This window comes from Blautia sp. OF03-13 (genome assembly GCF_003460685.1).
GTDB lineage: Bacteria > Bacillota > Clostridia > Lachnospirales > Lachnospiraceae > Fusicatenibacter > Fusicatenibacter saccharivorans.
This window is the reverse complement of sequence record NZ_QTVR01000007.1, coordinates 42,132-66,062: the sequence shown is the minus strand read 5'-3', so window position 1 is coordinate 66,062 and position 23,931 is coordinate 42,132. Positions and strand designations below refer to the sequence as shown.

26 protein-coding genes and 1 pseudogene are annotated in these 23,931 nt (G+C 49.4%); 9 read left to right on the top strand and 18 right to left on the bottom strand.

Translation table 11 applies throughout. The features are described 5' to 3' along the window. Positions 1-2 precede the first annotated feature (2 nt). Genes DXA55_RS07000 through DXA55_RS06985 form a run of 4 tightly spaced genes read left to right on the top strand, consistent with a single transcriptional unit; the run spans position 3 to position 3,623 of the window. Complete coding sequence (locus DXA55_RS07000) at positions 3-1,184, top strand: ABC transporter ATP-binding protein (protein WP_117813498.1); 1,182 nt, start codon at positions 3-5, stop codon at positions 1,182-1,184. Continuing rightward, complete coding sequence (locus DXA55_RS06995; protein WP_117813496.1) at positions 1,172-1,807, top strand: ATP-binding cassette domain-containing protein; 636 nt, start codon at positions 1,172-1,174, stop codon at positions 1,805-1,807. The genes DXA55_RS07000 and DXA55_RS06995 overlap by 13 nt, the downstream gene beginning before the upstream one ends. After that, entirely contained in the window at positions 1,804-3,447 is a 1,644-nt protein-coding gene (locus DXA55_RS06990; RefSeq protein ID WP_117813494.1) for an ATP-binding cassette domain-containing protein, read from the top strand. The genes DXA55_RS06995 and DXA55_RS06990 overlap by 4 nt, the downstream gene beginning before the upstream one ends. Further along, a complete protein-coding gene (locus DXA55_RS06985) occupies positions 3,444-3,623 on the top strand; it encodes an ABC transporter ATP-binding protein/permease (protein WP_117813492.1) in 180 nt (59 codons plus the stop codon). The genes DXA55_RS06990 and DXA55_RS06985 overlap by 4 nt, the downstream gene beginning before the upstream one ends. Before the next feature lie 109 nt (positions 3,624-3,732). Here DXA55_RS06985 and DXA55_RS06980 read toward each other — a convergent pair whose 3' ends face one another. The 4 genes from DXA55_RS06980 to DXA55_RS06965 form a co-directional block, all read right to left on the bottom strand. Further along, complete coding sequence (locus tag DXA55_RS06980) at positions 3,733-4,338, bottom strand: NUDIX hydrolase (protein WP_055219153.1); 606 nt, start codon at positions 4,336-4,338, stop codon at positions 3,733-3,735. Between the two features lie 26 nt (positions 4,339-4,364). Continuing rightward, positions 4,365-4,622 (bottom strand): hypothetical protein, encoded by a 258-nt coding sequence (locus DXA55_RS06975; RefSeq protein WP_055265559.1) that lies wholly within the window; start codon positions 4,620-4,622, stop codon positions 4,365-4,367. Between the two features lie 103 nt (positions 4,623-4,725). Beyond that, a complete protein-coding gene (locus DXA55_RS06970) occupies positions 4,726-5,298 on the bottom strand; it encodes a glycoside hydrolase family 3 N-terminal domain-containing protein (RefSeq protein WP_242998392.1) in 573 nt (190 codons plus the stop codon). Beyond that, a complete protein-coding gene (locus tag DXA55_RS06965; protein WP_055265555.1) occupies positions 5,295-5,933 on the bottom strand; it encodes a bifunctional 4-hydroxy-2-oxoglutarate aldolase/2-dehydro-3-deoxy-phosphogluconate aldolase in 639 nt (212 codons plus the stop codon). The genes DXA55_RS06970 and DXA55_RS06965 overlap by 4 nt, the downstream gene beginning before the upstream one ends. Positions 5,934-6,137: 204 nt before the next feature. Here DXA55_RS06965 and DXA55_RS06960 point away from each other — a divergent pair, with 204 nt between their 5' ends. Further along, on the top strand, positions 6,138-7,013 hold the full coding sequence (locus tag DXA55_RS06960) for an AraC family transcriptional regulator (RefSeq protein WP_117813491.1): 876 nt from the start codon (positions 6,138-6,140) through the stop codon (positions 7,011-7,013). A 54-nt stretch (positions 7,014-7,067) separates the two neighbouring features. Continuing rightward, positions 7,068-7,330: pseudogene (locus DXA55_RS19215) on the top strand (hypothetical protein). Between the two features lie 147 nt (positions 7,331-7,477). Here the strand turns inward: DXA55_RS19215 and DXA55_RS06950 are convergent. From DXA55_RS06950 to DXA55_RS06935, 3 genes are all read right to left on the bottom strand, one after another. After that, positions 7,478-8,434 (bottom strand): D-2-hydroxyacid dehydrogenase, encoded by a 957-nt coding sequence (locus DXA55_RS06950; RefSeq protein ID WP_117813489.1) that lies wholly within the window; start codon positions 8,432-8,434, stop codon positions 7,478-7,480. 175 nt (positions 8,435-8,609) lie between these two features. Then, entirely contained in the window at positions 8,610-9,395 is a 786-nt protein-coding gene (locus tag DXA55_RS06945; protein ID WP_117813487.1) for a hypothetical protein, read from the bottom strand. A gap of 340 nt (positions 9,396-9,735) precedes the next feature. Continuing rightward, entirely contained in the window at positions 9,736-10,434 is a 699-nt protein-coding gene (locus tag DXA55_RS06935) for a 5'-methylthioadenosine/adenosylhomocysteine nucleosidase (RefSeq protein ID WP_022461363.1), read from the bottom strand. A 304-nt stretch (positions 10,435-10,738) separates the two neighbouring features. Here DXA55_RS06935 and DXA55_RS06930 point away from each other — a divergent pair, with 304 nt between their 5' ends. Then, on the top strand, positions 10,739-10,981 hold the full coding sequence (locus DXA55_RS06930; protein WP_022461364.1) for a TIGR03905 family TSCPD domain-containing protein: 243 nt from the start codon (positions 10,739-10,741) through the stop codon (positions 10,979-10,981). Between the two features lie 184 nt (positions 10,982-11,165). On the opposite strand, the gene DXA55_RS06925 is transcribed toward DXA55_RS06930, so the two are convergent. The 3 genes from DXA55_RS06925 to DXA55_RS06915 all read right to left on the bottom strand — a co-directional run bounded on the left by DXA55_RS06925 (position 11,166) and on the right by DXA55_RS06915 (position 14,916). After that, a complete protein-coding gene (locus DXA55_RS06925; RefSeq protein ID WP_117813483.1) occupies positions 11,166-12,788 on the bottom strand; it encodes an MBL fold metallo-hydrolase RNA specificity domain-containing protein in 1,623 nt (540 codons plus the stop codon). A 618-nt stretch (positions 12,789-13,406) separates the two neighbouring features. Then, entirely contained in the window at positions 13,407-13,904 is a 498-nt protein-coding gene (locus tag DXA55_RS06920) for a DUF6147 family protein (RefSeq protein ID WP_117813481.1), read from the bottom strand. Positions 13,905-13,962: 58 nt separating this feature from the next. Continuing rightward, positions 13,963-14,916: a DUF4367 domain-containing protein gene (locus DXA55_RS06915; RefSeq protein WP_117813479.1), complete on the bottom strand. Its 954-nt coding sequence runs from the start codon at positions 14,914-14,916 to the stop codon at positions 13,963-13,965. Positions 14,917-14,999: 83 nt separating this feature from the next. On the opposite strand from DXA55_RS06915, the gene DXA55_RS06910 reads away from it, so the two are divergent. Next, a complete protein-coding gene (locus tag DXA55_RS06910) occupies positions 15,000-16,067 on the top strand; it encodes an undecaprenyldiphospho-muramoylpentapeptide beta-N-acetylglucosaminyltransferase (protein WP_055219136.1) in 1,068 nt (355 codons plus the stop codon). 3 nt (positions 16,068-16,070) lie between these two features. On the opposite strand, the gene DXA55_RS06905 is transcribed toward DXA55_RS06910, so the two are convergent. Then, the gene (locus DXA55_RS06905; protein ID WP_158568377.1) at positions 16,071-16,595 is read right to left on the bottom strand and encodes an RNA polymerase sigma factor; all 525 of its coding nucleotides are present in this window, start codon (positions 16,593-16,595) and stop codon (positions 16,071-16,073) included. A 59-nt stretch (positions 16,596-16,654) separates the two neighbouring features. Beyond that, entirely contained in the window at positions 16,655-17,071 is a 417-nt protein-coding gene (locus tag DXA55_RS06900; RefSeq protein WP_172680766.1) for an HIT family protein, read from the bottom strand. A 203-nt stretch (positions 17,072-17,274) separates the two neighbouring features. Here DXA55_RS06900 and DXA55_RS06895 point away from each other — a divergent pair, with 203 nt between their 5' ends. Continuing rightward, positions 17,275-17,958, top strand: a complete 684-nt coding sequence (locus DXA55_RS06895; RefSeq protein ID WP_158565049.1) for a two-component system sensor histidine kinase NtrB — start codon at positions 17,275-17,277, stop codon at positions 17,956-17,958. On the opposite strand, the gene DXA55_RS06890 is transcribed toward DXA55_RS06895, so the two are convergent. The 6 genes from DXA55_RS06890 to DXA55_RS06865 form a co-directional block, all read right to left on the bottom strand. Beyond that, positions 17,933-18,607 carry a rhomboid family intramembrane serine protease gene (locus DXA55_RS06890; RefSeq protein WP_226906363.1) on the bottom strand — a complete coding sequence of 225 codons (675 nt, stop codon included), beginning with the start codon at positions 18,605-18,607 and terminating at the stop codon, positions 17,933-17,935. The genes DXA55_RS06895 and DXA55_RS06890 overlap by 26 nt on opposite strands. 307 nt (positions 18,608-18,914) lie before the next feature. Next, positions 18,915-20,408 carry a DUF6382 domain-containing protein gene (locus DXA55_RS06885; RefSeq protein ID WP_117761925.1) on the bottom strand — a complete coding sequence of 498 codons (1,494 nt, stop codon included), beginning with the start codon at positions 20,406-20,408 and terminating at the stop codon, positions 18,915-18,917. Positions 20,409-20,424: 16 nt separating this feature from the next. Continuing rightward, positions 20,425-20,790 (bottom strand): hypothetical protein, encoded by a 366-nt coding sequence (locus DXA55_RS06880; protein WP_330427110.1) that lies wholly within the window; start codon positions 20,788-20,790, stop codon positions 20,425-20,427. Next, positions 20,717-21,283 (bottom strand): prepilin peptidase, encoded by a 567-nt coding sequence (locus DXA55_RS06875; RefSeq protein WP_117813474.1) that lies wholly within the window; start codon positions 21,281-21,283, stop codon positions 20,717-20,719. Before DXA55_RS06875 ends, DXA55_RS06880 begins: the two co-directional genes overlap by 74 nt. Positions 21,284-21,383: 100 nt before the next feature. Continuing rightward, a complete protein-coding gene (locus DXA55_RS06870) occupies positions 21,384-22,121 on the bottom strand; it encodes a hypothetical protein (RefSeq protein WP_147326115.1) in 738 nt (245 codons plus the stop codon). Positions 22,122-22,287: 166 nt separating this feature from the next. Continuing rightward, a complete protein-coding gene (locus DXA55_RS06865; RefSeq protein WP_117813472.1) occupies positions 22,288-23,838 on the bottom strand; it encodes a DUF5702 domain-containing protein in 1,551 nt (516 codons plus the stop codon). Between the last annotated feature and the right edge of the window lie 93 nt (positions 23,839-23,931).

Here is a 23,931-nt window from a genome sequence, read left to right as displayed (position 1 = left end):
TTATGTATTCATTATGGTCTAACTACATTTATATTCATCGGGAGCTGTGGCATTACAGCAAAAAGCCGTTTCTCTTTCAGGCACTCGAAATCGTCTCACAGGTGCTCACCGGCTTTTTCGGGATTCTGCTTCCTTCCGGAATTCTCTTTTTTCTGGAACAGAGCCGCGGCTTTGCCGGGTTTGCGCTTGGAACGCTGGTTCTCTTTCTCCTTTATGCCGTCGTTTTCGTCAGCCATGCGTTTCTGCAGTCACGGAACGCCTGGCAGTATACCGAATTCCGGACCGGCTTTTTTATGCGCCGTCTGCTCCGCCATTTCATGCGGATGGACTACGCCGTTCTGACCGAGCAGTCGACGCTGCAGCTCATTGAAAAAGCCACCGATGCCGTTTCCAGCAACTGGGTCGGAGTGGAAGGAATGTTCCGCTATGATGTCACAATTTTTTCTTCCTTTCTCGGTCTGCTCCTCTACGCAGGGCTGATTGGAAGTGTCCATCCAGCCATCATTCTTCTGCTGCTGGTGCTCTCGGTTCTTCAGTTTCTCAGCTACCGCCGCGCGGCTTCCTACGAAGTCCGCCGCCGGGATGATCTGTCCGCGATTAAATTGTCGCAGCGCTATTTTCAGAAACAGTCGTATGACACTGCGGCCGGAAAAGATGTCCGTCTCTACCAGCTGGGCGGATGGATTGATGGTGTCTACCGACAGATCAACAAACGATACCAGAAAATCCTGTTTCACATCCGCAGCGCCTACTTTGTGAATGATCTGCTGACACTTACCTTGCAGCTTCTGCGCGGCGGCATCTGCTACGGCTTTCTGATTTACCGTCTCTCCCACGGCACGATGACTGTTTCCGGCTTTGTGCTGGCGCTCGGCGCAGTTTCTGGCTTCTCATCGTATTTTAACGAGATCACCTCCGCACTCTCCAAATCGGTGCTCTGCCTTGAACAGATCCGCTGGATGCGGGAGTTCCTCGACCTGCCGCTCCCGGCCGGCCATGCACTGCCGTTCCGGCCGGAATTTGACCGTATGAAACCGCTGGAGATCTGTTTTTCCCACGTTTCCTTTTCTTATCCGGAAAGTGAGAAAAAGATCCTCGATGATGTCAGCTTTACGCTCCACGCAGGCGAACACACGGCTCTTGTCGGTATCAACGGCGCTGGGAATCTACGATTGTCAAGCTGATCTGCGGGCTGTATCAGCCGGCAGAAGGAAGCATCACTGTCAACGGCATTTCCCTTACCAATCTGAATCCGGCACAGTATTACGAAGCGGTTGCCGCCGTCTTTCAGGACCCGTTTGCACTCTCATTCTCGATCGCAGAAAATGTGAGCTGTTCCACTCTGGAAGAGACCGACCGTGACCACTGCCGCGAAGCTCTCGTTCGCGCCGGACTCTGGGAGAAAATCGCAGGTCTTCCGCAAAAAGAGGAAACGTATCTCGGTAAAGATATGACCGACGACGGCGTCACCCTCTCCGGCGGTGAGATGCAGAAACTCATGATGGCGCGGGCTCTCTACAAAAACTGCCGTCTGCTCCTGCTCGATGAGCCAACCGCTGCGCTCGACGCAATCTCAGAAAATGAAATGTACGAAACCTACAGCACGCTGCTGAAAAATAAGACTGCGCTTTTCATCTCACACCGTCTCGCATCGACACGGTTCTGCGATACGATTCTGTTTCTTGGAAACGGAAGGATCAAAGAGCGCGGAACCCATGAGGAGCTGCTCGCGCTTGGCGGGTCGTATGCGCATATGTTTGAAGTTCAGAGCCAGTATTATCAGGAAACGGAGGAACATTCCTTATGAAAATGAAAGAACGGTTTCATGCCGTCTGCCGCTTTTTAACTATGGTAAGCCAAGGCAATCACCGCGTGCTGTTCTGGCTGATCGGAAGTGCTTTTGCCGCTGCCACGCTGCCGTATCTCTCGCTGTTTTTCTCGGCGCGGATTCTGAATCTGCTGCTTGCAAAATCGTACCGCGTCTGTCTGTATACCGTTGTCATCTTTCTGCTGGTACAGTATGGACTGGGGCTGTTTGAAAAAATCTGCCGCCAGTATCTCGACGGCCAGAAGGAACTCTGCCTTGCGCTCACGGAACAGAAAATCACCGCGAAGGCGCTGGAACTGGAATTTGAAAAATTTGAAAAAACCGAGACGATGGATGCCATCCGGCGCACCAATGTCTCTTCCATGGGGTCAGGAAATGTGGGTGACCAGCTGATCGTGATCCATACGATGATGACTTCCCTGCTCTCCCTTCTCTATGCGTTGTTCTTCCTGCTCCGCCTGTTCCTTCTTCCGGGCAGCAGCATGAAAAACTTCTTTACCTCGCCGTTTTCGACACTCGCGCTGCTCCTGCTCTGCGGACTGCAGCTGGCTCTTTCCTCCCGCATCAACCGCGAGAGTACGCAGAAAAAAATTGAGCTGAACCAGGGCAACGACCATTCCAACTCCGTCGCCAATTATCTCGTCAATGTGATGCTCGAAGAACGGCATGCGGACGATATCCGTATCGGTCATCTCGATGGTTTTCTCGACGCACAGTTTGGAAAGGCCATGGCACACTTTCTGCCGATGTACCTCGGCTTCGCCCGTTTTTCCGCCGTCACAGACGGCAAAAATGCGCTGCTCTCACTCCTTTCTAATTTCACCGCATACCTTCTGATCGGCGCCAAAGCGCTGTACGGTGTGCTCCCCATCGGAGATGTCCTTCTGTATGCCGGTTCCGTCACCCGCGCCATGGGGGATCTGCAGACGTTTTTCACAACCGGCTCACAGTTTGACTATATCAATTCGTATCTTGCGACGTATGAGGATTTCATCGCACAGCCATCCATGTCGTACGACGGCACACTCCCGATCGAAAAACGTGACGACGGTCAGTACGCCTTTGCCTTCCACGACGTTTCCTTCTCCTATTCCGGCACAGACATTCCGGTGCTCGAGCATGTGACACTGTCCTTTGCCATCGGTGACAAAACCGCCCTCGTCGGCCGCAACGGAGCCGGAAAAACGACACTCATCAAACTGCTCTGCCGCCTGTACGAGCCGACCTCCGGCTATATTACCTTAAACGGCATCGACATCCGCAAATACAATTACAAAGAGTACACCCAGGCCTTCTCCGTGGTTTTCCAGGATTTCCACCTGTTCTCCCTTCCGCTCGACGAAAACATCGCCGCAGGGACTACGATTGATGAAGCTGCTTTGCAATCCTCTCTTGCAAAAGTCGGTCTCACCGACCGTGTACAGCAACTCCCGCAAGGCGTCCGCACCCGCCTTTACAACAACAACGGCTCTGGTGTCGACCTCTCCGGCGGCGAGGCCCAGCGCACCGCTATCGCCCGCGCCTCTACAAGGATGCCCCGTTCGTCATCCTCGACGAGCCGACCGCCGCCCTCGACCCCATCGCCGAAGCCGAAATCTACGAACAGTTCAGCCAGATGACTGCCGGCAAAACCGCCGTCTACATCTCCCACCGCATGAGCAGCTGCAAATTCTGCGACCGCATCATCGTCCTCGACCACGGCCGCATCGCCGAAGACGGAACCCACGACACCCTCCTCGCAAACCACGGCATCTACGCCAATCTTTACGAAACCCAGGCCCAATACTACACCTGAGTCCTCACCCTCCCGTCCCCCACAACGTAAATGGGAGTCAGAAACACACAACCCCTGGCAGTTCGTGCTAAGAACTTCCAGGGGTTGTGTGTTTCTGGCTCCCCGCCACTTATTTCAGGAATGCAAACGGCTCCTCATCATGAATAAAATGCATCAGATGATAAGAACACATAATTGCTACATTTTCTTCCTTTAAAATTCTCTTTGCCTCCTCGCGGTCAGCAAGGACAACTTCGATCACTTCGCTCTCTTCGAGGTATTTGCGGCTGATCTCGCCCTCGCACCAGCCGTAAACGGCAGAGCATGCTTCATCGGTCAGGCCGATTGTGGTGAAGAACGGTTTCTCGTAGCAGGGATCTACTTTCAACGGGTGAAACGTAAGACCGGTCTCCTCATGCATCTCGCGCACGGCAGCCTCATGGAACTCCTCGCCCGGTTCCACCAGGCCTGCCGGGAATTCGTAGATGTAGTCGTCAATGGAAACGCGGTACTGGCGCACTAGGACAATTTTGTCGCGTTTTTCCCCGTACAGACTGTACATCAGCACACCGTCCGGCGTATTTTTCCTTGTTTTAATCTTCATCTGCTCGATGGATTTTGCGCGGGAAGCCACGTAATAGCGGAAGTGATGGTTTACTTTGTTTGTCCCTTCCACCAGGTAAAGATTTACGAACGGATTTTCCGTCTGTTTTGTGATTTTTTCAACATTCGGCATAAGTAACAACCTCTTTCTTTTCTCTTTTACTGGTCAAAATCTGTCTCAAACACGCCCTCCGGGGTGCGCATCGTCAGCACGCCGAGGTTGAATTCATCATCCATCACCGTGATGTGGTACTCAAAAATCACATCATCATCAAATTTCGATAATACCACATAGGAACCGTTCTCTTTTCCCTCGATCTGGTCGCAGATGTCATCGTAAACATCGCTTCCCGAAATCGGTCGCGGATAGCCGGATTCTTTGATTTTCTTTTCAATCATTTCATATAATTCGTTCATGTTCTGCCCTCGTTTTTCTTTTTATCGGTTATGTTTCATTGTACCACGAAAAGACCCGCGGGGACAATCCATTGCGGCGATTCACCGTGAACTTTTTTTATTTTCATACATCTTCTGGTCCGCCTGTTTCATGATGACGGATTCCGAGATTTCCATGTTTTCCCGGACCATTCCGGCGCCGGCGGTGGTGGTTCCTTTCATGACCATGTTCAGGCGGCCCGACGGTGCCGTTGATTCTGTTGTACACCGTCATGATGCCCTCTGCGCCGCTCTCCTCAATACATCTGCGGAACGGCTCGAGATACAGCTCATATTTATTCCGCGGGTCAATCGAAGAGTTCTTCCAGCCGCGGCCGACCTCTGTGTTGTTTCCATAGAAGTGTTTCAGGGTTGATGCACAGCGCAGATATTTTGGATCGTCGCCCTGCATTCCCTCGATGTAAGCGCCGGCCATTTTTCCGGTCAGCACAGGGTCCTCGCCGTAGCCCTCCTCGTTTCTTCCCCATCTCGGATCACGCTCGAGGTCAACGGTCGGTGCCCAGCGGCTGAGGCCATAGTCCGGATGACGGTGCCAGATGACGCGCGCTTCGGTTCCTGTCACTTCACCAGCCTGTTTTATCAGCTCTGGATCCCACGAGGCACTCATGCCGATCGACTGCGGGAAGGATGTCGTCACGTCCGGCTTTCCTTTACGATCTCAACCGCCTCTTTCACCAGCTCTTCGATGCGGTCGAATTCGTTGTTTTCAATCATCGTATTTTTTACCATCCAGCTTCCGCCGCATGCTGCGATGCGGTCGTATGCCAGGTATTCTCTTACATTCTGCGGGTTGATGCCGCCGGTCGGCATGAATTTCATCATGGTGTACGGTGCTGCGATGGCACGGATGTATTTCAGTCCGCCTGCCGGTTCTGCCGGGAAGAATTTCACCATGGTGAGGCCAAGGCCGATCGCCTGCTCCATCTCGGTCGGGGTCACGATGCCCGGGATCACTGGTACTTCGTGTGCCTGGCACCATTTTACTACCTCCGGGTTGAGGCCCGGGCTGACGATAAATTTTGCTCCGGCTTTCACGGCGCGGTCCGCCTGCTCGGTTGTGAGCACAGTTCCGGCTCCCACCAGCATCTCCGGGAATTTTTCGCTCATAATGCGGATGGATTCTTCTGCCGCATCGGTGCGGAAGGTCACCTCGGCGCAGGCAAGTCCGCCCTTGCAGAGAGCTTCGGCAAGCGGCTCTGCTTTTGCTGCATCCTGTAATACGACAACCGGCACAATGCCATATGTTCCAAGCTGTTCGAGAATCTGATTCATGATAGCTGTTCCTCCGTTTTGATCTTTATCTGAAATTTGTTCTGCATTCTGTTTTTATTTTATTCCCTTGTATCATAACCGGACAAGTTATTTTTTTCTATTGTGCAGATTGCCGAATACATTGTAAAACTTGCTGTTTTGTGATATGCTGGGAATTGTTGTTATGGTTCAAAAATATCATTTTTTTGCAAGGATGCTTTTATTATGAAAGAAAAACTGCAGACGAAATTTGCCACCCGGCAGTACATGATTTCGGATACGTTTGAGTTATACTATTACAGCACCATCGATGTGCCCGGCGTAAAAGAACATACGCATACCCATTATGAGTTCTATCTCTTTCTCGAAGGGGCGATCTCCCTGGAAATCGACGGGGTGCTCTACACACCGACGCCCGGCGATCTTCTTCTGATTCCGCCCGGCGTGCCGCATCATCTGGTGATGCACGACCTGTCTGTGCCGTACCGCCGCTTTGTTTTCTGGGTCAGCGCCGCTTTTGCAGAGCAGCTCCGCGCCCGTTCCGCCGACTATGTTTACCTGATGGAATACGCTGCCGAAAATCAGAAATATCTGTTCCCGCTCGATTCCGTCGAGTTCAACACAATCCAGTACCGCACCATCCGCCTGATTGAGGAAATGCGGTCCGATCATTTCGGAAAAGAGACGCAGATTTTTCTCTACGTCAGCGACCTGCTGATGCAGATCAACCGCACGGTGTATGAGCAGCATCACCCGCTCACCCTGAAAGCACAGCTCTCGCTGTATGAACAGCTCTGTTTCTATATTGATGAGCACCTGTCCGAGGATCTGTCGCTCGAACGGCTGGCGGCGGAACTTTTTGTGAGCAAATATCACATTGCACACGTTTTCAAGGATGAAATCGGCATGTCGATCCACCAGTACATTTCCAAAAAGCGGCTGGCAAGGTGCCGTGAAGCGCTGCTCGGCGATGTACCGGTCACGAAGGTGTATCTGCTGTTCGGATTTCACGACTATTCGAGTTTTTACCGCGCGTTTAAAAAAGAGTACGGGATCTCGCCGAAGGATTTTAAGGAACTGCATACCGTTACCAGCGATTAACACGGTCGTTCCAAATGCACTGTTTACTTTGTACTTTTCAGGAGGATTTTTAATATGTTTCAGATGTGGGGAAAATTAGTGGAAAACAATCATATTCTTCAGGATCTTACCGTCTGCATCGACGATGAAGATACCAGAACGCACAAGGTCTTCCGTGCGCTCGATGAAATCTGTGATGCCTGGATCTGGCGAAGCCGATCTGGCTCGATACGAATATTTCGGAGTTTAAACGGAGATCGAACACGCGGTTCACACAGGATAATTTTATTGAATCGCTGGAGTTTGATTATCTGGAAATTCAGATTACAGAGGAATAATGTTCTCTCGTTTTTGCAGCGAATAAAGCAAATGCAAAAGCCGGGCATCCGGCGGAACTTGGGAGCGGCTGTTCTTACAGTCCCCTCTGCGGTTCCGTCGGATGTCCGGCTCTTTTTATGTATTTTGTCCCTGGATTTGTATCCCTTTTATACCATGCGGTTTTCCATGCCGCCTTCCAGGTACGAAGCAATATTTTTCTGCGCCAGTCCGATCAGGCGCGTGCGGGCTTCCTTCGATGCCCAGGCGATGTGCGGCGTGATGTACAGGCGGTCGTCGTCCGCCATTTTCAGCAACGGACTGTCACTGCGGATCGGCTCGCTGGAAAGTACATCGAGCGCTGCTCCGGCGATCAGGCCCTCGCGCAAGGCACAGCAGAGGTCACGCTCATTCACGATCGAGCCGCGGCCGACGTTGATCAGAATTGCGTTCCGCTTCATGTTGGCAAACGTTTCGATATTCATCAGGTTCTCGGTCGCCTCATTTAACGGGGCGTGGATGGAAACCACATCAGAATCCTTCAGCAGACGATAGAGATCGACCCGCTCGTAGTCCGGATCGTCGTGTGCACCAGAGGTGGAGTAATAGATCACACGGCAGCCGAATGCCTGTGCAATCGAAGCCACTTTTCTGCCGATCGCGCCAAGGCCGATGATGCCCCACGTCTTGCCCTCCAGCTCGGTGAACGGTCTGTCCATGCAGGTGAAAAGACTGCTGGCGGCGTAGCTGCCGTTTTTTACGTAATCATCGTAATAACGGAGTTTTTCTGCCAGATAGAAGTACATCGCAAAGGTGTGCTGGGCCACGCTGACGGTGGAATAGCCGGCGACGTTCGTCACGGCGATGTTGTGGCGCTTCACATAATCGAGATCGATGTTGTTGATGCCGGTTGCGGTGACGCAGATCAGTTTCAGGTTCTCCGCGCCGGACAGGGTGCGGCTGCACATGCGCACCTTGTTGCAGATGACGATATCCGCCTCCCGCACACGCTCCGGGCATTCCTCCTCCGTTGTTTTTTCATATACTGTCACTTCCCCAAAACGGGAAAAGCCGGACAGATCCATGTCCTTTCCCAGTGACTCTGCCTCAAGAATTACAAGTCTCATGTTGGTTCCTCCTTTTGCAGATGATGATTCTGCTTTATCCGGGAAAGCAGTGCCGCCTGTCTGTTTTGAAAGACGGCACTGCCTGAAATATTTTTATCTTAGATACCTGCGGACTGCCGATTCGGAAATATGGTCATGTCGATATGCCATGCTACCCGGCCTGATCCCCTGGTATTTACACGTATTCGCTGATAATCTCCCTCATCAGCTTCTCTTCCTCGGGCGTCAGCATTCCGGCAAACCTGCTCTCGGCCGCGGCGGTCTGGCGGATGCCCTCCCTGACTTTCGAAATCCTCGCTTCTTTTTCCGGATCTGCGAACAGTTCGTTCCGCTCTTTGGCGGACTCGCTTCCCGCAGTCTGCGCTTTTGTTTTCGCCGCTCCGGTTCCCGCCTGTGCCATGGCTTCCGCCTGCACCGGCTGCCGTTCGGTCTGCTGTACGGTTTCCAGCACCGCACTCTGTTTCGTCGCTGCAAACTCATTTTCCAGATAGTCTGTCCAGCCGTTCAGCAGAATTTCCTCTTTTCCGCCGAAATCCAGACAGAGCCGGAAAAAGACAAGGCCTCCGGCGAGCGCGGTGCCCGTTCCGAGGTAGCGCATCAGCTCCGCCTCTCCATAACGGTATCGGTAGATCGCCCACAGCGAAAGAATCGACAGCGCCAGAACCGTGAGGATCATATTCTGGCTTCCGCGCAGAAGCGTCGGGACTGCCATTCCCGCTGACCTGCCCTGTGCAATCTGGCTGCGCATAAACGCCCCGGCATTCGAAAAGGGATGCGCTTTTCTCTGACACGTTTCCAGCACCGACCTGGTCCATTTCGACTTTGGTTCCTTCAGCCTTCCGAGATCGCGGATGGCCCGGGTGTAGAAACGGTTATTCCAGAACAGGCACCACACACCGGCGATTCCTGCTGCTATCATTGCGTATAAGAACACATTTTGTTTCACACAAAACTCCAGCATTCTTATTCCCCCTGATGATTTTTGAATTTGCCTGTCATGATCATATGCCGGTGCTTCCGTTGCGGTGCATCGGCGGATGCCGCGGCAGAATTTGCGCGCACAGGATTCTTCCGCTGGCATATCGGACAGAAGGACGTCTCCTCCTCCGATGTGCCACAGTATAGCACCGCCGGAAAATTTTGGAAACAAAAAACGTTCGTCAAATTCTTTGTGATTCTGTGCTTTTTCGCGTGAATTTTTATTTTTCGTTCTTTCAGGGGACTGCTTTCGTGCCGGTTCGCGTGGTTTCGCTGGTTTTCGCCTACTCGTTTGTCGATTTTTTCTTCTTGCTTTTTTTAGATTACAGGCGTTTTACCATTTCCTGCAGCAGGTTAACACAGTGGCGGGCTGCCTCGCTCTCAAAGGTCGGGTAGTCCATTGTTGCGCTGTCGTCTGCTTTGTCGGAGATGGCGCGGAGTACGACGTATGGAATCTTGTTCAGATAAGCGCCCTGCGCAATCGCAGCGCCCTCCATCTCGGCGCAGGAACCGTTGAATTCCTCGATCAGATGGTTTTTCACTTCTTTGCTGGAAATAAACTGGTCACCGCTGACCACGCGTCCGCGGAATACCTGGATTTCCGGATTGACTTCCTTGCAGACTTCCTCTGCCACCTCTGCGAGGTGCTCGTCTGCCGGGAAGCTCAAAACGCCCATCTGCGGAATCTCGCCGAGCGGGTATCCGAAGATGCGCACATCCATGTCGTGCTGAACAGCATCGGTCGAGATGACGATATCGCCGATGTTAATTTCATTCCGCAGGGAGCCTGCAATTCCGGTGTTGATGACACAGTCCACGCCGTAATCATCCACAAGAATCTGCGTGCAGATACCGGCGTTTACTTTACCGATTCCGCTGCGCACAACAACCACTTCTTTTCCGTTCAGGTAACCGTGGTTGAACTCCATGGATGCCTTCGTGCGGATTGTAACGTCCGTCATCATTTCCTTTAAGCTTGCAACTTCAACTTCCATTGCACCGATAATTCCAATTAACTTCATGTTTATGATATCCTCCAATAACTTTACATGTACTCTCCGATTCTTTCTGTTCTTGCTTTTATGAAATCATTTTTGTCAGCGGTCAGCCGCTAAAGTAAGAACGGAAAACTCCGGGAGTCCATTTTCTTTTCCTTCTGGTTTCTTTGTAATTCCTGTTACAGTATACAATAAATTTTGGATCTGTGGTATCTTTTTTCTTTGCTGTTTTCGTAATCTATGGTATAATAGCAGGAACCGAAGAATTATCGTGGCTGAAGTTCACGATAATGTTCTAATTTTTTATTCACAAAGGAGGATCTTATCGATGGAATATACAACAAAAGGTACCTGTTCCAGAAAAATTCTGTTTGAGGTAGAAGACGGTAAAGTACACAACGTACAGTTCGTAGGCGGATGCAACGGAAACACACAGGGTGTTGCAAGACTCGTTGAGGGCATGGACGTAAACGAAGCCATCTCCCGCATGAAAGGCATCGACTGCAACGGACGCGGAACATCATGTCCAGACCAGCTTGCAAAAGCACTGGAACAGGCTATCCAGAAATAACTTTTTTTACGCTTGCTCTTTTTTATTATAATACCTCCCCGGGGAATGCTCACCCCGGGGAGTTTGTAATTTATCCACTTCTGTTTTTTCTTTTCTGATGCAGCACAGCTTCCCTGCCGTCTGCTTTCTTCCAGTTTTTCTTCTATATTAATAGCACAGTCTTTCTTCCAGCCACCGGACTGCTTTATCTGTCCCATTTGTCGCAGAGACTGTTGATCTGATCGGCAAATTTCGAAAGGTCTTTGTTAGCACCGCCTTTGTTTCTTGTAATGACGGTGAGCAGCCGCTGACCAGCCGCAACGAGACGATCGAAGACGGCATTTCCGCTGCTTCTCGTGCGCAGTGTTCCTGCGTTTGCCGTTGTTTCCTTCTGGATCGGAATGCCGACGGTTTTTTCGATGAATTCATTTTCTTTCAGGTCAAATACCGTGCCGGAGAACGGAGCCATCGCCTGGTAGCGGAATTCGTCCCACAGTTTTTCTGCAAAAATTTCCGTCACTTTATCTTCGCCGTGCGTTACGAAAACGCGGTCCGGTTTTGCCTGCAGACTGCCCGCCCATTTGAGCAGTCCTTCCTGATCTGCGTGGCCGCTCATACCCGGGAACTGGATGATGTGCGCGTTCACATGAACCTCTTCCTGGAACAATTTCACTTCCTTCGCGCCTCCGATCAGCGCCCGTCCCAGTGTGCCGACGGCCTGATAGCCGACGAAAAGAACCGTGCTCTCCTGCCGCCAGAGGTTGTGTTTCAGATGATGCTTGATTCGTCCCGCATCGCACATGCCGCTCGCGGAGATAATGACCTTCGGGGTTTCGTTGAAGTTGATGGCTTTCGATTCATCGGATGTAATCGAGAGCTTTAAGCCCGGAAACAGAATCGGGTTAATGCCCTGCGCAAGGAGCGCTGCAGCATCGGAATCGTAGCACTCTTTCTGGTGATCGCGGAAAATATTGGTTGCCTCAACGGCAAGCGGACTGTCCACGTAAACCGGGAATTCGCCGTGACCGTGAACCAGATGTTCTGCCTTAATTTCACGAATAAAGTACAGCATCTCCTGCGTTCTGCCGACAGCGAACGACGGGATCACGAGGTTGCCGCCGCGGTCGAGCGTTTCCTGAATGATTTTTGCCAGTTCCGGCACGTAATCCGGTTTCGGTCCGTGGCTGCGATCGCCGTAGGTGGATTCCATAATCACGTAATCGGCGCTCTCCGGGTACTCCGGGTCGTTGATCAGCGGCTGATGGATATTTCCGATATCGCCGGAGAAGAGCAGTTTTTTCGTCACACCGTCCTCTGTCAGCCACAGCTCAATGGATGCGGAGCCGAGCAGATGACCGGCATCGAGAAAACGGATCTGAATGCCGTCCGATAGTGTCACACGCTGATGATACGGAATGCCTTCCAGCAGACGGATCACGCCGAGGGCGTCCTCCATTGTGTATGGTGTGACGTAATCTTCTTTTCCCGCCCGGCGGTTCTTGCGGTTCCGCCACTCGGCCTCGGCAAGCTGAATGTGTGCGCTGTCACGGAGCATGATGTCCGAAAGCGCTACCGTCGCCGGAGTCATATAGATTGGGCCGCGGAAGCCATGCGCATACAGCAGCGGCAGATTTCCGGTGTGATCGATGTGCGCGTGCGTGATCAATACAAAATCAAGCTGGGATGCCGGAACCGGAATCGGCTTGTTTTCATAAATATTCGGTCCCTGCTCCATACCGCAGTCCACTAAAAACTTCTTCCCGGCAGCCTCCAGATAATAACAACTGCCCGTCACTTCATGTGTTGCTCCAAGAAATGTAAGACGCATAAGATGCCTCCTGTTCTCCCGTGTTTGTTCGGGGACAAAATGTTGTCACTGCGGGTCAAATCACGCGTTATGCGTTTGGCCCGTTATCGCGGCCAGCAGTCGTCAAGTTCCCATGCCAGCATGGTCTTTGACGCGTTGTCCGCGAAAATAATCTGAAATTCCTTTTGTATTTTATGCTTATTCTCTCTTTTTTGATTATTATAGCATAATACCTGGCAGATTCCAACGGAATTTTAAGGCAGATTGCACAACAATCTTGATATTTTTGTTCAATTATGGGCATCGGCCGCCGGAAGTGCATAGAAAAGAGGCACCGGTATTCCTGCAGTAATACCGATGCCTCACTTATCGGGGCCAGCCGATGTTCCGTATGATCACTCACACGCTGAACATAGTAACACATGATGACTCAGATCTGTGTTGTGGTTGGAAAAAGGAATTTCGACGCGTTGAAAATCCTGAAAGATCTGCGTTTTCGTCTTAATATATTCATTGTTATAAGGTTTCTATAGGGGACTGGCCCCGAAATTTTTAAGGGGTGAGGGAGTTGCAAACTACTAGGTTAAAAATCATTTCTGTTTTTTCAGTTACAACTGCAAAGGTTTTGTAAAGATTTAATTAGCCAATGTAAATACCGTCAGTTCTACTTCCCCCATTCTCAGTAACACCATTTTTCTTACACGAATGATAGCCTCTTAAACGATAATAATAACCTTTTTCTACCTTTACTTCCTTACTCATATATAAAGAGTCCGTATTGTAATCTACATTTTCCCATTTTTTGTAACTATAAAAATTTCCATCACCGCTTGAACGCTCCAAATAAATATTCAGCTTTACTGTATTGCAAGTAACATTACATTCTGTTCCGCCAAATATTCCAACATAGCCATTTCCATTATTCGTAATTCTTACAAATCCTTCTAACAAATATGTACTTCTTGCAATACTTTTATACGTTCCTAAGGATTCATTATCATTTGTTAACAAAGACCCATCTACAGTACTTCCCAAATAATCTAACGATTCCGCCTGCACATTTACCATATTAAATGTCATTGTAAAAATCATTATAGCGCAGAGAAACATACTCTTTAAACTAATACGTCTTTTCATATACCCTCTTTCTCTCGTCTTCATCACTTATACTATATACGCACATATTTAGGAAAAATTACATGTTATACTGCATTTCATTTAAAATTTTTACTATTTCCTCTGTTTCAATATTTCCACCTAATTGATAATACGCGTCCTTATATTTCCATGTTGCATAATGATATTCTTCATTATTTTCTAATAAGTTTCCCATCTCAACATTAATCTCTTCATCCAACGTTTCAACTTTTATCTGTTGACTATCTTTCCAGCTTCCTTGCGATAAATCTTTTTCGTTTGCTGCCAAATGAAAATATACTGAATATCCATTATACTTATACTTAATCACAGCCATTTGTGTTTCTTTTGATACTACTGCATTACTATATTTCATTCCAGTTGGAATATAATAAAATTCTGGAACCGCAATATGCAATGTATCTCGAATCTGTTTCTGTGCTTCATCCAAACTTCCCGCAGAATATTCTCTATCTTCACCATTATTTATTCCAGTTGCATCTCCAGCATTCCAAACGCCATGCACTGTCTCCACCAACCGAATCCGATTCGCCTCGCTCGTCATACTAGCTCCAAAAACGCAAGCCCCCACAACCAACACAACACCCGCCGCCTTTGCCGTCCGTACCCAGTGTTTTGTTGTTTTCGCTCTCTTTGCACTCTTCTTCTGTCTCTCCGCCTGCTTCTCGCGTTCCACCTTTCTCTCCACGATCTGGCGGCGGATCTCCAGTGTTTTTTCTGTCGGCTTTCCATCTGCGTCCGCGAGTCCTTCCTTCTGGAGGCGCTGCTGGAAGCGCTCGTACATTGCGTTCAGTTCTTCCTCTGAAAGCGCAGGCGCAGCCTCCTGTTCTGTTGCTGTGTTTCCTTCCTCTGCCTTTACAACTGCCGATTCCCCTTCCACCGTTTTCGAATCCGCAGCCATTTTTTCTTCCATCGTCTGCTCCAGTTTCTTTTTCAGCTGTTCTTCTTTTTCTATCTTTTTCATCTTCTTCCGTTCCTCGGCATTTTCCATGTTGTAACCGCTCTTGACTTTTTTTCTTCTTGAGGGGATAATAAAAGCCAAATGATATTATCAAATTCCAGGGAGGAATTCTCATGAAGCATATTGTTCTGACAGGCGGAGGTACCGCCGGCCATGTTACCCCGAATATTGCCCTGATTCCAAAATTAAAGGAAGCAGGTTATAAAATCTCTTATATCGGTTCCTACGACGGTATGGAGCGCAAGCTGATCGAAGATCTCGGCATTCCGTATTACGGAATTTCATCCGGAAAGCTGCGCCGCTACTTCGATCCGAAAAACTTTTCCGATCCATTCCGCGTCGTAAAAGGCTACTTTGAAGCAAAAAAACTGCTCAAAAAGCTGAAACCAAACGTTGTCTTCTCCAAAGGCGGCTTCGTTTCGGTACCGGTTGTCCTTGCCGCCAAAGCATGTAAAGTCCCGGCGCTCATCCATGAATCGGATATGACGCCTGGCTTGGCAAATAAGCTGTGTATTCCGTCCGCTGCAAAGGTCTGCTGTAATTTCCCGGAAACCGTTAAATGTCTCCCGGAAAACAAAGCCGTTCTGACCGGAACGCCAATCCGCCAGGAACTGCTGTCCGGCGATGCACGGGAAGGCCTGAAGTTCTGCGGATTCAATGCCGCAAAACCGGTTATTCTCGTCATCGGAGGAAGCCTCGGTTCCGTCGCTGTCAATCATGCGGTCCGTTCTATTTTACCAGAACTTCTGAAAGATTTCCAGGTGATTCATCTCTGCGGTAAAGATAAACTGGATGCATCCTTAAATGGTACCGAAGGTTACGTTCAGTTCGAGTACATCAAAGATGAGCTCCCGGATCTCTTCGCCGCAGCAGATCTGATCATCTCCCGCGCCGGCGCAAATGCGATCTGCGAAATCAGTGCTCTGGCAAAACCAAACATTCTGATTCCGCTTTCTGCCAATGCCAGCCGCGGAGACCAGATTTTAAATGCGCGTTCCTTTGAGCGTCAGGGTTACAGTAAAGTTCTGGAAGAAGAATCCGTGAATGCGCAGACTCTTCAGTCCGCAATCCGTGAGGTTTACGAAAACCGTCAGACCTACATCAATGCGATGAAGAAGAGCAGCCACACCGATTCCATCGGCCGCATCCTTTCCCTGATCCAGGAATGCGAACGCAAATAGTAACTACAGAAATCCCCTTTCTCTGGCTTTGTCAGCAAAGTGCTGGCAAAGCCATTTTTTCGTCCGGGTCATTTTCACCCGCAGATTTCCGATGGTGATACCCATTTCGGATGCTACTTCCTTTTCCGAACGCTCATGCACCTTGATTTCACGCGTAATATAATAACCCGATTCATCATGATCTTTCAGTGCATCCATCACTTCCTGAAAAAAATGATTTCTCTCCTGCTTTTCTTCCTCTGCAAGCGTCGGAAGTTCCATCTCTTCCGCCCGAAGATCCTCATCCAGTTCGTTCCAGTCAAAACGTTGTGTTTTTCTTTGATAATCAATTCCCAGATTCTTTGCAGCGACACGGACCCAGCCTTCTACTCTGTCTTCATCCAGCGCATCAATATTCAGGTACAGTTTCACCATCGTTTCCTGTGCGATATCATCCGCATCGGCTTCATTGTGCACCACCTGCATTGCGGCTGAATAGGCTGTCATTACATACTTTTTATATATTTCTGAAAAGTTATTTTTGTCCATTGTTCTCCGCCCCTGTTCGTCTGTCATTGATTCTTTTTCTGGCTGCTGCCAGCCTTTTCTCAGGCCTTCAGCTCTGCCGTCACGCTCTCAATGATCTGCTCTTTTACCGCATCCTCGAGAGTTCCCTGCTTCCATGCAGCAATACCGGCATTGTCACCTTCATATCTTGGAATCAGATGCATATGGAAGTGGAATACCGTCTGTCCTGCTGCCTCACCATTGTTCTGTACCAGATTGAAGCCATCAGAATGAAGCGCTTTCGTCATGGCCGTCGCCATTTTTTTGCCGAGAATCATTGCTTTCGCTGCGGTTTCATCCGGAATTTCATAAATGTTTGCAAAATGCTGTTTTGGAAGAATCAGCGCATGTCCTTTCGTTGCCGGTCCCTGATCCAGAATGACACGGAACTCATCGTCCTCATACAATGTCGCGGTTGGAATTTCTCCGTTTGCTAATTTACAAAAAATACAATCCATGATCTTTTTCTCCTTTACTTTTTTTAATTCTTCTGTTGTTCCGAATCCCGTTCTGCACGGTTCCGAACAACTCTATTTTCTCACTATTTGTCGAAAAATGTCAAATAATGCAGAACGCTTTTTGTTGCGCGCTCCCCCTTTTCAATGCTAAACTTTTGCCTAATCAAAAATCATTACCTACGCATCATAAGGAGGATACGGCTATGTCAAAAGAACCAACAACCAATTCACAGGGCTTATCGGAAGAATGTCACGCTATGATTTCCCGGATTTCACATGAGGTTCGAAATCCTGTTGCGGTTATCCACAGCTTTCATCAGCTTCTTCTTTTAGCGCATCCGGAGCTTTCCAACGATCTCTATTTTCAGAAAATCCAGGAAAATATGGCTTTTCTGAACTCCCTGCTCGATGAGCTCTCCTGCTATAATCATTCATATCGGGCGGTACGCGCTTACGTGAATCCTTATCTTCTGCTCCAGAATCTCTGTGCCGATACCGGCGTTCTCCTCGAAAAACAACAGGTTTCCATTGAACTTGTCAAGGAATCTGCCATTCCGCGCTTTGCCCTTGATACCACGCAATTTCGTCAGCTTTTTCTGAACCTGATCCGAAATGCGGCGGAAGCAATGCCTTCCGGCGGAACGATCAAAATCTCTCTCTGTTTCGACGGTGACTTTCTGACCATCCGTGTGCAGGACACTGGCTGCGGAATCCCCGCCGAGGATCTGCCGACTCTCTTTGACCTTTTTGTCACACATAAGAAAAACGGAACCGGCCTTGGACTTGCCATCTGCAAGGAAATTGTAACCGCACACGACGGCATGATTTCCGTTTCTTCCGTTCCCGGGGAAGGAAGCACCTTTACGGTCGTTTTCCCCTTTTCCTGATCCTTGCCATTCCCGGATAGAGAACCGCCATCAGGACTGCACCTGCCAGAAAACCGCCGATGTGTGCGAAGTTGTCCACATTTGAAGACTGGAATCCGACCAGCAGCGAAAGGACAGCCATGACGGCCATCCTCCGGAAGGTGAGATCCTCCAGCCTTCCTTTCCGAAATGCCAGAAGAACAAGCATCGCTCCGACAGCAGAAAAAATCGCTCCCGAAGCGCCGGCGGAAACTGCCGGTGCTTCCCCTGTTTTCATCAGGGACAGTTCATGCAGATACGAGCACAGATTTCCGACGAGTCCGCCGCCCAGATAGATGACCAGATAACGGATCTTTCCAACTGCGCGTTCCAGGTAATCCCCAAGGAACAAAAGAAGCAGCATGTTGTTGATCAGATGCTGGATGCCAAAGTGAAGAAACATACTCGTAAACAGGCGATAGTATTCTCCGCTCTCAATCAGCGGCGCATACGCCGCACCGCAGTCCATCATATGTCTGGAGCTCTCTGTCCCTCCGGTCAGTGTGACTGCAAGGAATACCAGAATATTGCATACGACGATGACCAGATTGATGCTGTTTTTTGACCTCTTCCACATACGGTCCACGATATCTTCGTTCGGATCGTAACTGTTTTTCCTTTGTTCTTCCATTACATCATTTCCTTATCTGTGCTATTTTTTTATTATAATTTAATTCACTTGTAAATGCAAGAAATCGTCAAATTTTTTTCTTTTTTGATAAACGTTTTTCGACAATTATTGACGCTTCACGACGGCTTTCGACGTTTTATGACATTATTTTTTACATTATTTCTTTTTTTAATTTTATGCATAATTTTCTTTTCTATAATATTTTTGTTTCATTCGCATAACTTTTTTCTTCGATCATTCTGGCATATTAAAAATAACGCATCCAGCACTTTCTCCAAATCGAAAAAGTGTAATGCGTCATTTTTCTCTAATTTCTGTTTTTCTCTCCCGCCTTATACCGGTATTTCTTCCCGGCAAATGAGATATCGTCTCCATCCTCCAGCTTCTTTTTTGTCTCGCCCATCAATGGAACGCCATTCACCGTTGTTCCGTTCCGCGAATTCAGATCCAGCAGATAATCTCCCTCTTCTGTACTGACCAGCTTTGCGTGAAGGCGGCTTACCGTACGGTATGGCAGAATTACATCTGCCGCCGCTGACAGTTTTCCAATCAATGTGCTTCCGCGTTCAATCGGAATCAGCGGAAGATCAATCGGATCTATCGGAATCAGATATGCCCTTCCCTCATCCTCCGGGCTGGTCAGCAGTTCCGTTTTTCCAAACAGATCCTCTTCATGCCCCTCCAATTCCATCAGGCTGTGCATCTTTCTGTTTTCCTGTTCTTCATTCTTTTCCCATGTTTTCTCTTTTTCGACTGAGGAATCCCTTCTCCATCCCTGCTGTTCTGTATCGCTTTGCGGATTCCATGTTCCATCTTTCTGTTTTAAGCCCTTCCGATTCTGATATTCCGAAAATACATCTCCTGTTTCTCCTTGTTTCCGGATTCCTGCGGCCTTCCCATAGCTTCCTGTTTCTGTTCCCGACTGCCGCTTTTTCCATCGGCTGGCAAGTTCCAATGCCAGACTTACAATTCCCACAACAGCCGCCGCTCCTCCCAGCACCAGATACCAAACAGTTTCGGCCTGTGTCCACCGCAGTGCCAGCACACCTCCCAGAAATCCGATGCAGATCACTGCTTCCACAATATTTTTCCAGCGTCCCTCATCCTTTTCTTCCTCCGCTTCCACAAAAAAATTTTCCGCCGCTTCCACTTCTTGTTCTTCCCAAAGTGTTTCCTCCATCTGTACAGGCGGATTTTCTTCCCTGGGACGCTCTTTTCCCTCCTGCTCCGTCGTTTCTTTCTTCTCTTTCCCTGTCTGATATAAGAGTGCCTGAATCATCTCAACCGAAAAGATCTCCGCCGAAATCTCCCGATACAGTCCATACCCGAGTACCACCGCATCCTGCTCCTGGTGATCCAGCTTCGGCAGCAGATATTCCATCAGCTCCCGGATCTGCTTCTGAAAACAGCCTGTGTGTCCCTGCTTTCCCGGCAGATAACAGAAGGAAAAGTTCTCCAGATTTGCATCTGCAAAAACCAGCTCCGGCTGCAGAACGAGGCCGTCCGGTGCAAGCAGGTACTGCCCCAGTTCTTCGAGAAGATCCAGCAGCTGTTCAAACAGTTTCCGCAGCGCCTCCGCCCCAATCGAGCGCTGTTCAAACACACTCTGAAGTGACTGCCTTGATGTCACCTCATAGTAAAACAATGTTTTATCATCCATTTTCCCGATTTTGCAGTCCAAAAGCCCTGGGATTGCGTTTGTCAGCAGCATACGGATCTGATACGACGCCGTGTCCGGCTCTTTTTCCTCCTGTAAAATAACATACGTATGGTTCAAATCTCTTTTATAATCAATCTGCATTTCTCCGCTTCCGTCCTTACTTCTGGTTCCAGATCTGTTTTACTGCCCGTATCTTCCGGATCGTTTTCACCGGATTGTTTCTCCTGATTTCACTCAAAACCGAATATTCCCACGCGTTCCGGCTCCAGATTGGCAGAATGTTTCCTTCTGCTTTTATCTGAATCTCTTTTTCTCTGCACACCGTCTGTACGGTCACCGGTTCAGCCGGAAGCGGTATCTGGGAAATCCACCATTCCATCCGGCTTTGGGCGGCTGCCTCTCCTTTTTCCACAGACAGGCGGCCTTCACTGGCGGCAAGCATTGTGCTTTCATATGCCGCAAATGTATACCAGCTCCGTGCGTGCACAAAAAATGTCAGCGACAGCAGAAGAAAAATCACCATCAGAACAAGCGGCACGACCAGAACTGCCTCTACCGTAATACTTGCTTTTCTCATTTTCACTTTCAAAGCATTCCGCACCTCCCCACAAATCCAAGCAGCAGAAACGGCACCAGCGTATAGAATCCTGTTTCCGTATTTTCTTCCGCATCAGAAGAACTCCGCAGAGTACCGAACAGAGAATGAGTCCCAGCGTCAGAACGCCGAACGTCTGCCCAAATCCCAGCCAGATTCCAACCGTCAGAAGCAGAAGGCCGTCCCCGTATCCCACCTGTTCCCGTGATATATAACTGAGCGTCAGAAATCCTGCTCCCGGCAGCAGGGACAGCAGCCATTCCAGCCACGATGTCTGTTCCACCAGAATCTGCCATCCAATGCCTGCAAGGAATAAAACACCGGTCAGGACAAGGCTGATCTGCCGTTTCCTCACATCCATCCCGGCAAGAATCCCAAGATACAGCAATATAATTGCACTCTTTACTTCTTCCTGATACACAGCCGCGGCCTCCTTTCCGCAAATCCGAGTTTCTGTTTACCGTCCTTCTTTCCGGTCTCACCCGGAAAGAAGACACCTGCTCTGCTCATATCCGGCTTTCTTACGCCGCCTTTTTCGCGCATTTCGAGCACTGCGGCAGTCCATCCGTCTGTTCCAGTGCTACAAGTTTTACTTTACGTTTCAGCCCTTTGCAGGAAAGACTGTTATGATACCGGTTTCCGTATTTCGTATAGTAAACTTCCGCACCCGCAGCGCCATTTCCCACGCACTGTTCGCATTCCTTATATTTTTCTCCATCCTGATTCCGTTTCCACGCAAGCGCACCCGGTGAGGAAACCTGGATCGAAAGATTGATATGACTGCACGACGAATCGGTATGATACACACTGCCGTTCTCAGTCACCCACACCATCTGTTTTGCTTCGCCCTCTTCTTCATCCGCCTCCTCTTCTGTCTTTCCGCAGAACAGATGCACTTTCGCACACGCTGCAATTCCCCGGTTCCGCACCGGAACGAGGCGGTTTCCCATTTTCGGCCAGTAAATCGCTTTCAGTTCCAGCCATCCATTTTTCACACGGCTTCCTGCCAGTGTCACCATTCCATTTTCGCGGATTTCTTTTGGAATCTTTGCTTCTGCATAAGCAATGCACGCGGCCGTTTCCGGTATTTCATACGTTTCTTTTCCCGTCTCATCCACCGCGTAGGCACAGACGGAAAGATACCGCGCGGACTCCTGCAGAGATACCGTCAGCATTCCATGCAGCCGGTAAAGATCCACGATTTTTAATAACACAAGAACCGCGATCAGAAAGACAGGAAGTGCCAGTGAAGCTTCCACCGTCAGGCTTGCCCTGTTCCATTTTCGTTTTACAAAAGGCTGCTCTCCTGATCCGGATTTATAAAAATTCCCGGAAGAGTGGATAAGTTTTTTGATAAGGTTCCAGAAATAAATGTGCCGTTCAGAAGAACACCCTTTTGTATCCCTGCCGGAGTCATCCCATTTTTCAGGCTGCTCCCTGCATCTCATATCCATAATTTCTCGTAATCTCATACTCTCGTTTCCCAATTACCGCCGTAAAACCGGCTTCCAGTTCATCGACACAGCAATCCAGTCGGAAACCCGGCTGCTGCTGTTCTGTCCGCATATTGTATTCCACCAGATCCATCGCTCCAAACGTTACCGCTTTTCCCGATTTCTGCATCAAAAGCAGCCGCAGATAATCGGAATACTCCATGCCGCCCGGTGCATTTTTTCTGCTCTGATCCCCTGTTTCCAGCAGTTTCGGAAGCTGTTCCAGAGAAAGCTGCCACGATTCTGCCGTTTTGAACAGTGCTACTTTTCCACCATCCAGCAGTTCCCGCAGATCCAGAATGCTTTCTGCAAATGCCCAGCACACGGCAAGTGCCATTTTCACAACCGGCATCGCCGCCGGAACTCCAAATGACGCGGCAATTACCCCCGCCATTGCTTCCATCTCGCCCTGCTTCTGCGCATCTTTCGCCAGATACACCAGATTTGCCGCCTCCCGCAGCGCCAGCAGACGGTTCACGGTTCCCGCCAGATTATCCTGGTCACTGTTTTTTCCGCAGAGCACATATTCCACCTGGCACTGCAGCCCTTCCTTCTTCTCCTTGCTGGTAAAGCACGGAAATTTCCACAGAATATATTCGGACGAAAGCATCTTATCCACAAAGCTCAGTTCTTTTCCACACTCTGCCATGCCAAACCCGCTCTGCAGCTCCCGTTTTGATGCAAGAAACGATACACCCGTTTCCCCCTGCGACAGTGCCTGCCCTTCCGGGAGGACCAGTCCTAAAATTCCCATTTTCATTACTTTTTGAATGACCTCAATCGGATTCACAAAATCTTCCGGTACCGGCTGCTTCTGATCCGGTTCCGAAGGCGTGCCGTTTCCAGATTCTCCTTCACCTTCTGTTTTTTCTGTTCCCTCTTCTGGCTGTTTGGATTCTTCATACTGTTTTAAAACCTCCTCTTCCTCGTAACCGCTCTGTCCGTCCTCCTGACGTTTCAAGGTTTCCTGTTCTCCTCTTAATTTCTGGGAAAGCTGCTGTATTCCATAAGTTCCAAGGCTGGCTTTCATTGCCTCACAGATCTGACGGGAGAAAGCACTTCCCTCCTCGTCTGTCGCAAGACGATAGCCGCCGAGATAAACTTCTGTAACCTGTCCGCCAGATAAACTGCCTGATAGAATTCCCATCCCCGATGCAGTGGGGGACAGAACTTCTCCCGCAGTTTCTGCGACTTTTCTGCTCATGGTTTCAGGTTTCCAGACACCGCTCTTATCCCCGCCGTTATAAAAAAACAGCTCGTACTGTCCCAGCAGTGTTCTGTCATACCCGGCAAACAGAGAATACAGTCCCTGTTCCATTGCGCAGGCCGTCATCACCCGTGCATGGGCATTTCGCACCGACGCAATTGTCCCGGAAATCAGGGAAAGCATCAGTATCAGAACGAGACACAAATATGCTGTTATGCTTCCGGCTGCCCATCTTTCTGTCTTTCTGTTTCCCTCATGGGATACAGCTCCTTCCACTTTACTTTTACTTTTTCGAACTTTAGATGCCGTGGATCGGATAAAGGATATACCGAGACACAGATATGCAAATGACATATAGGTCCGTACCGG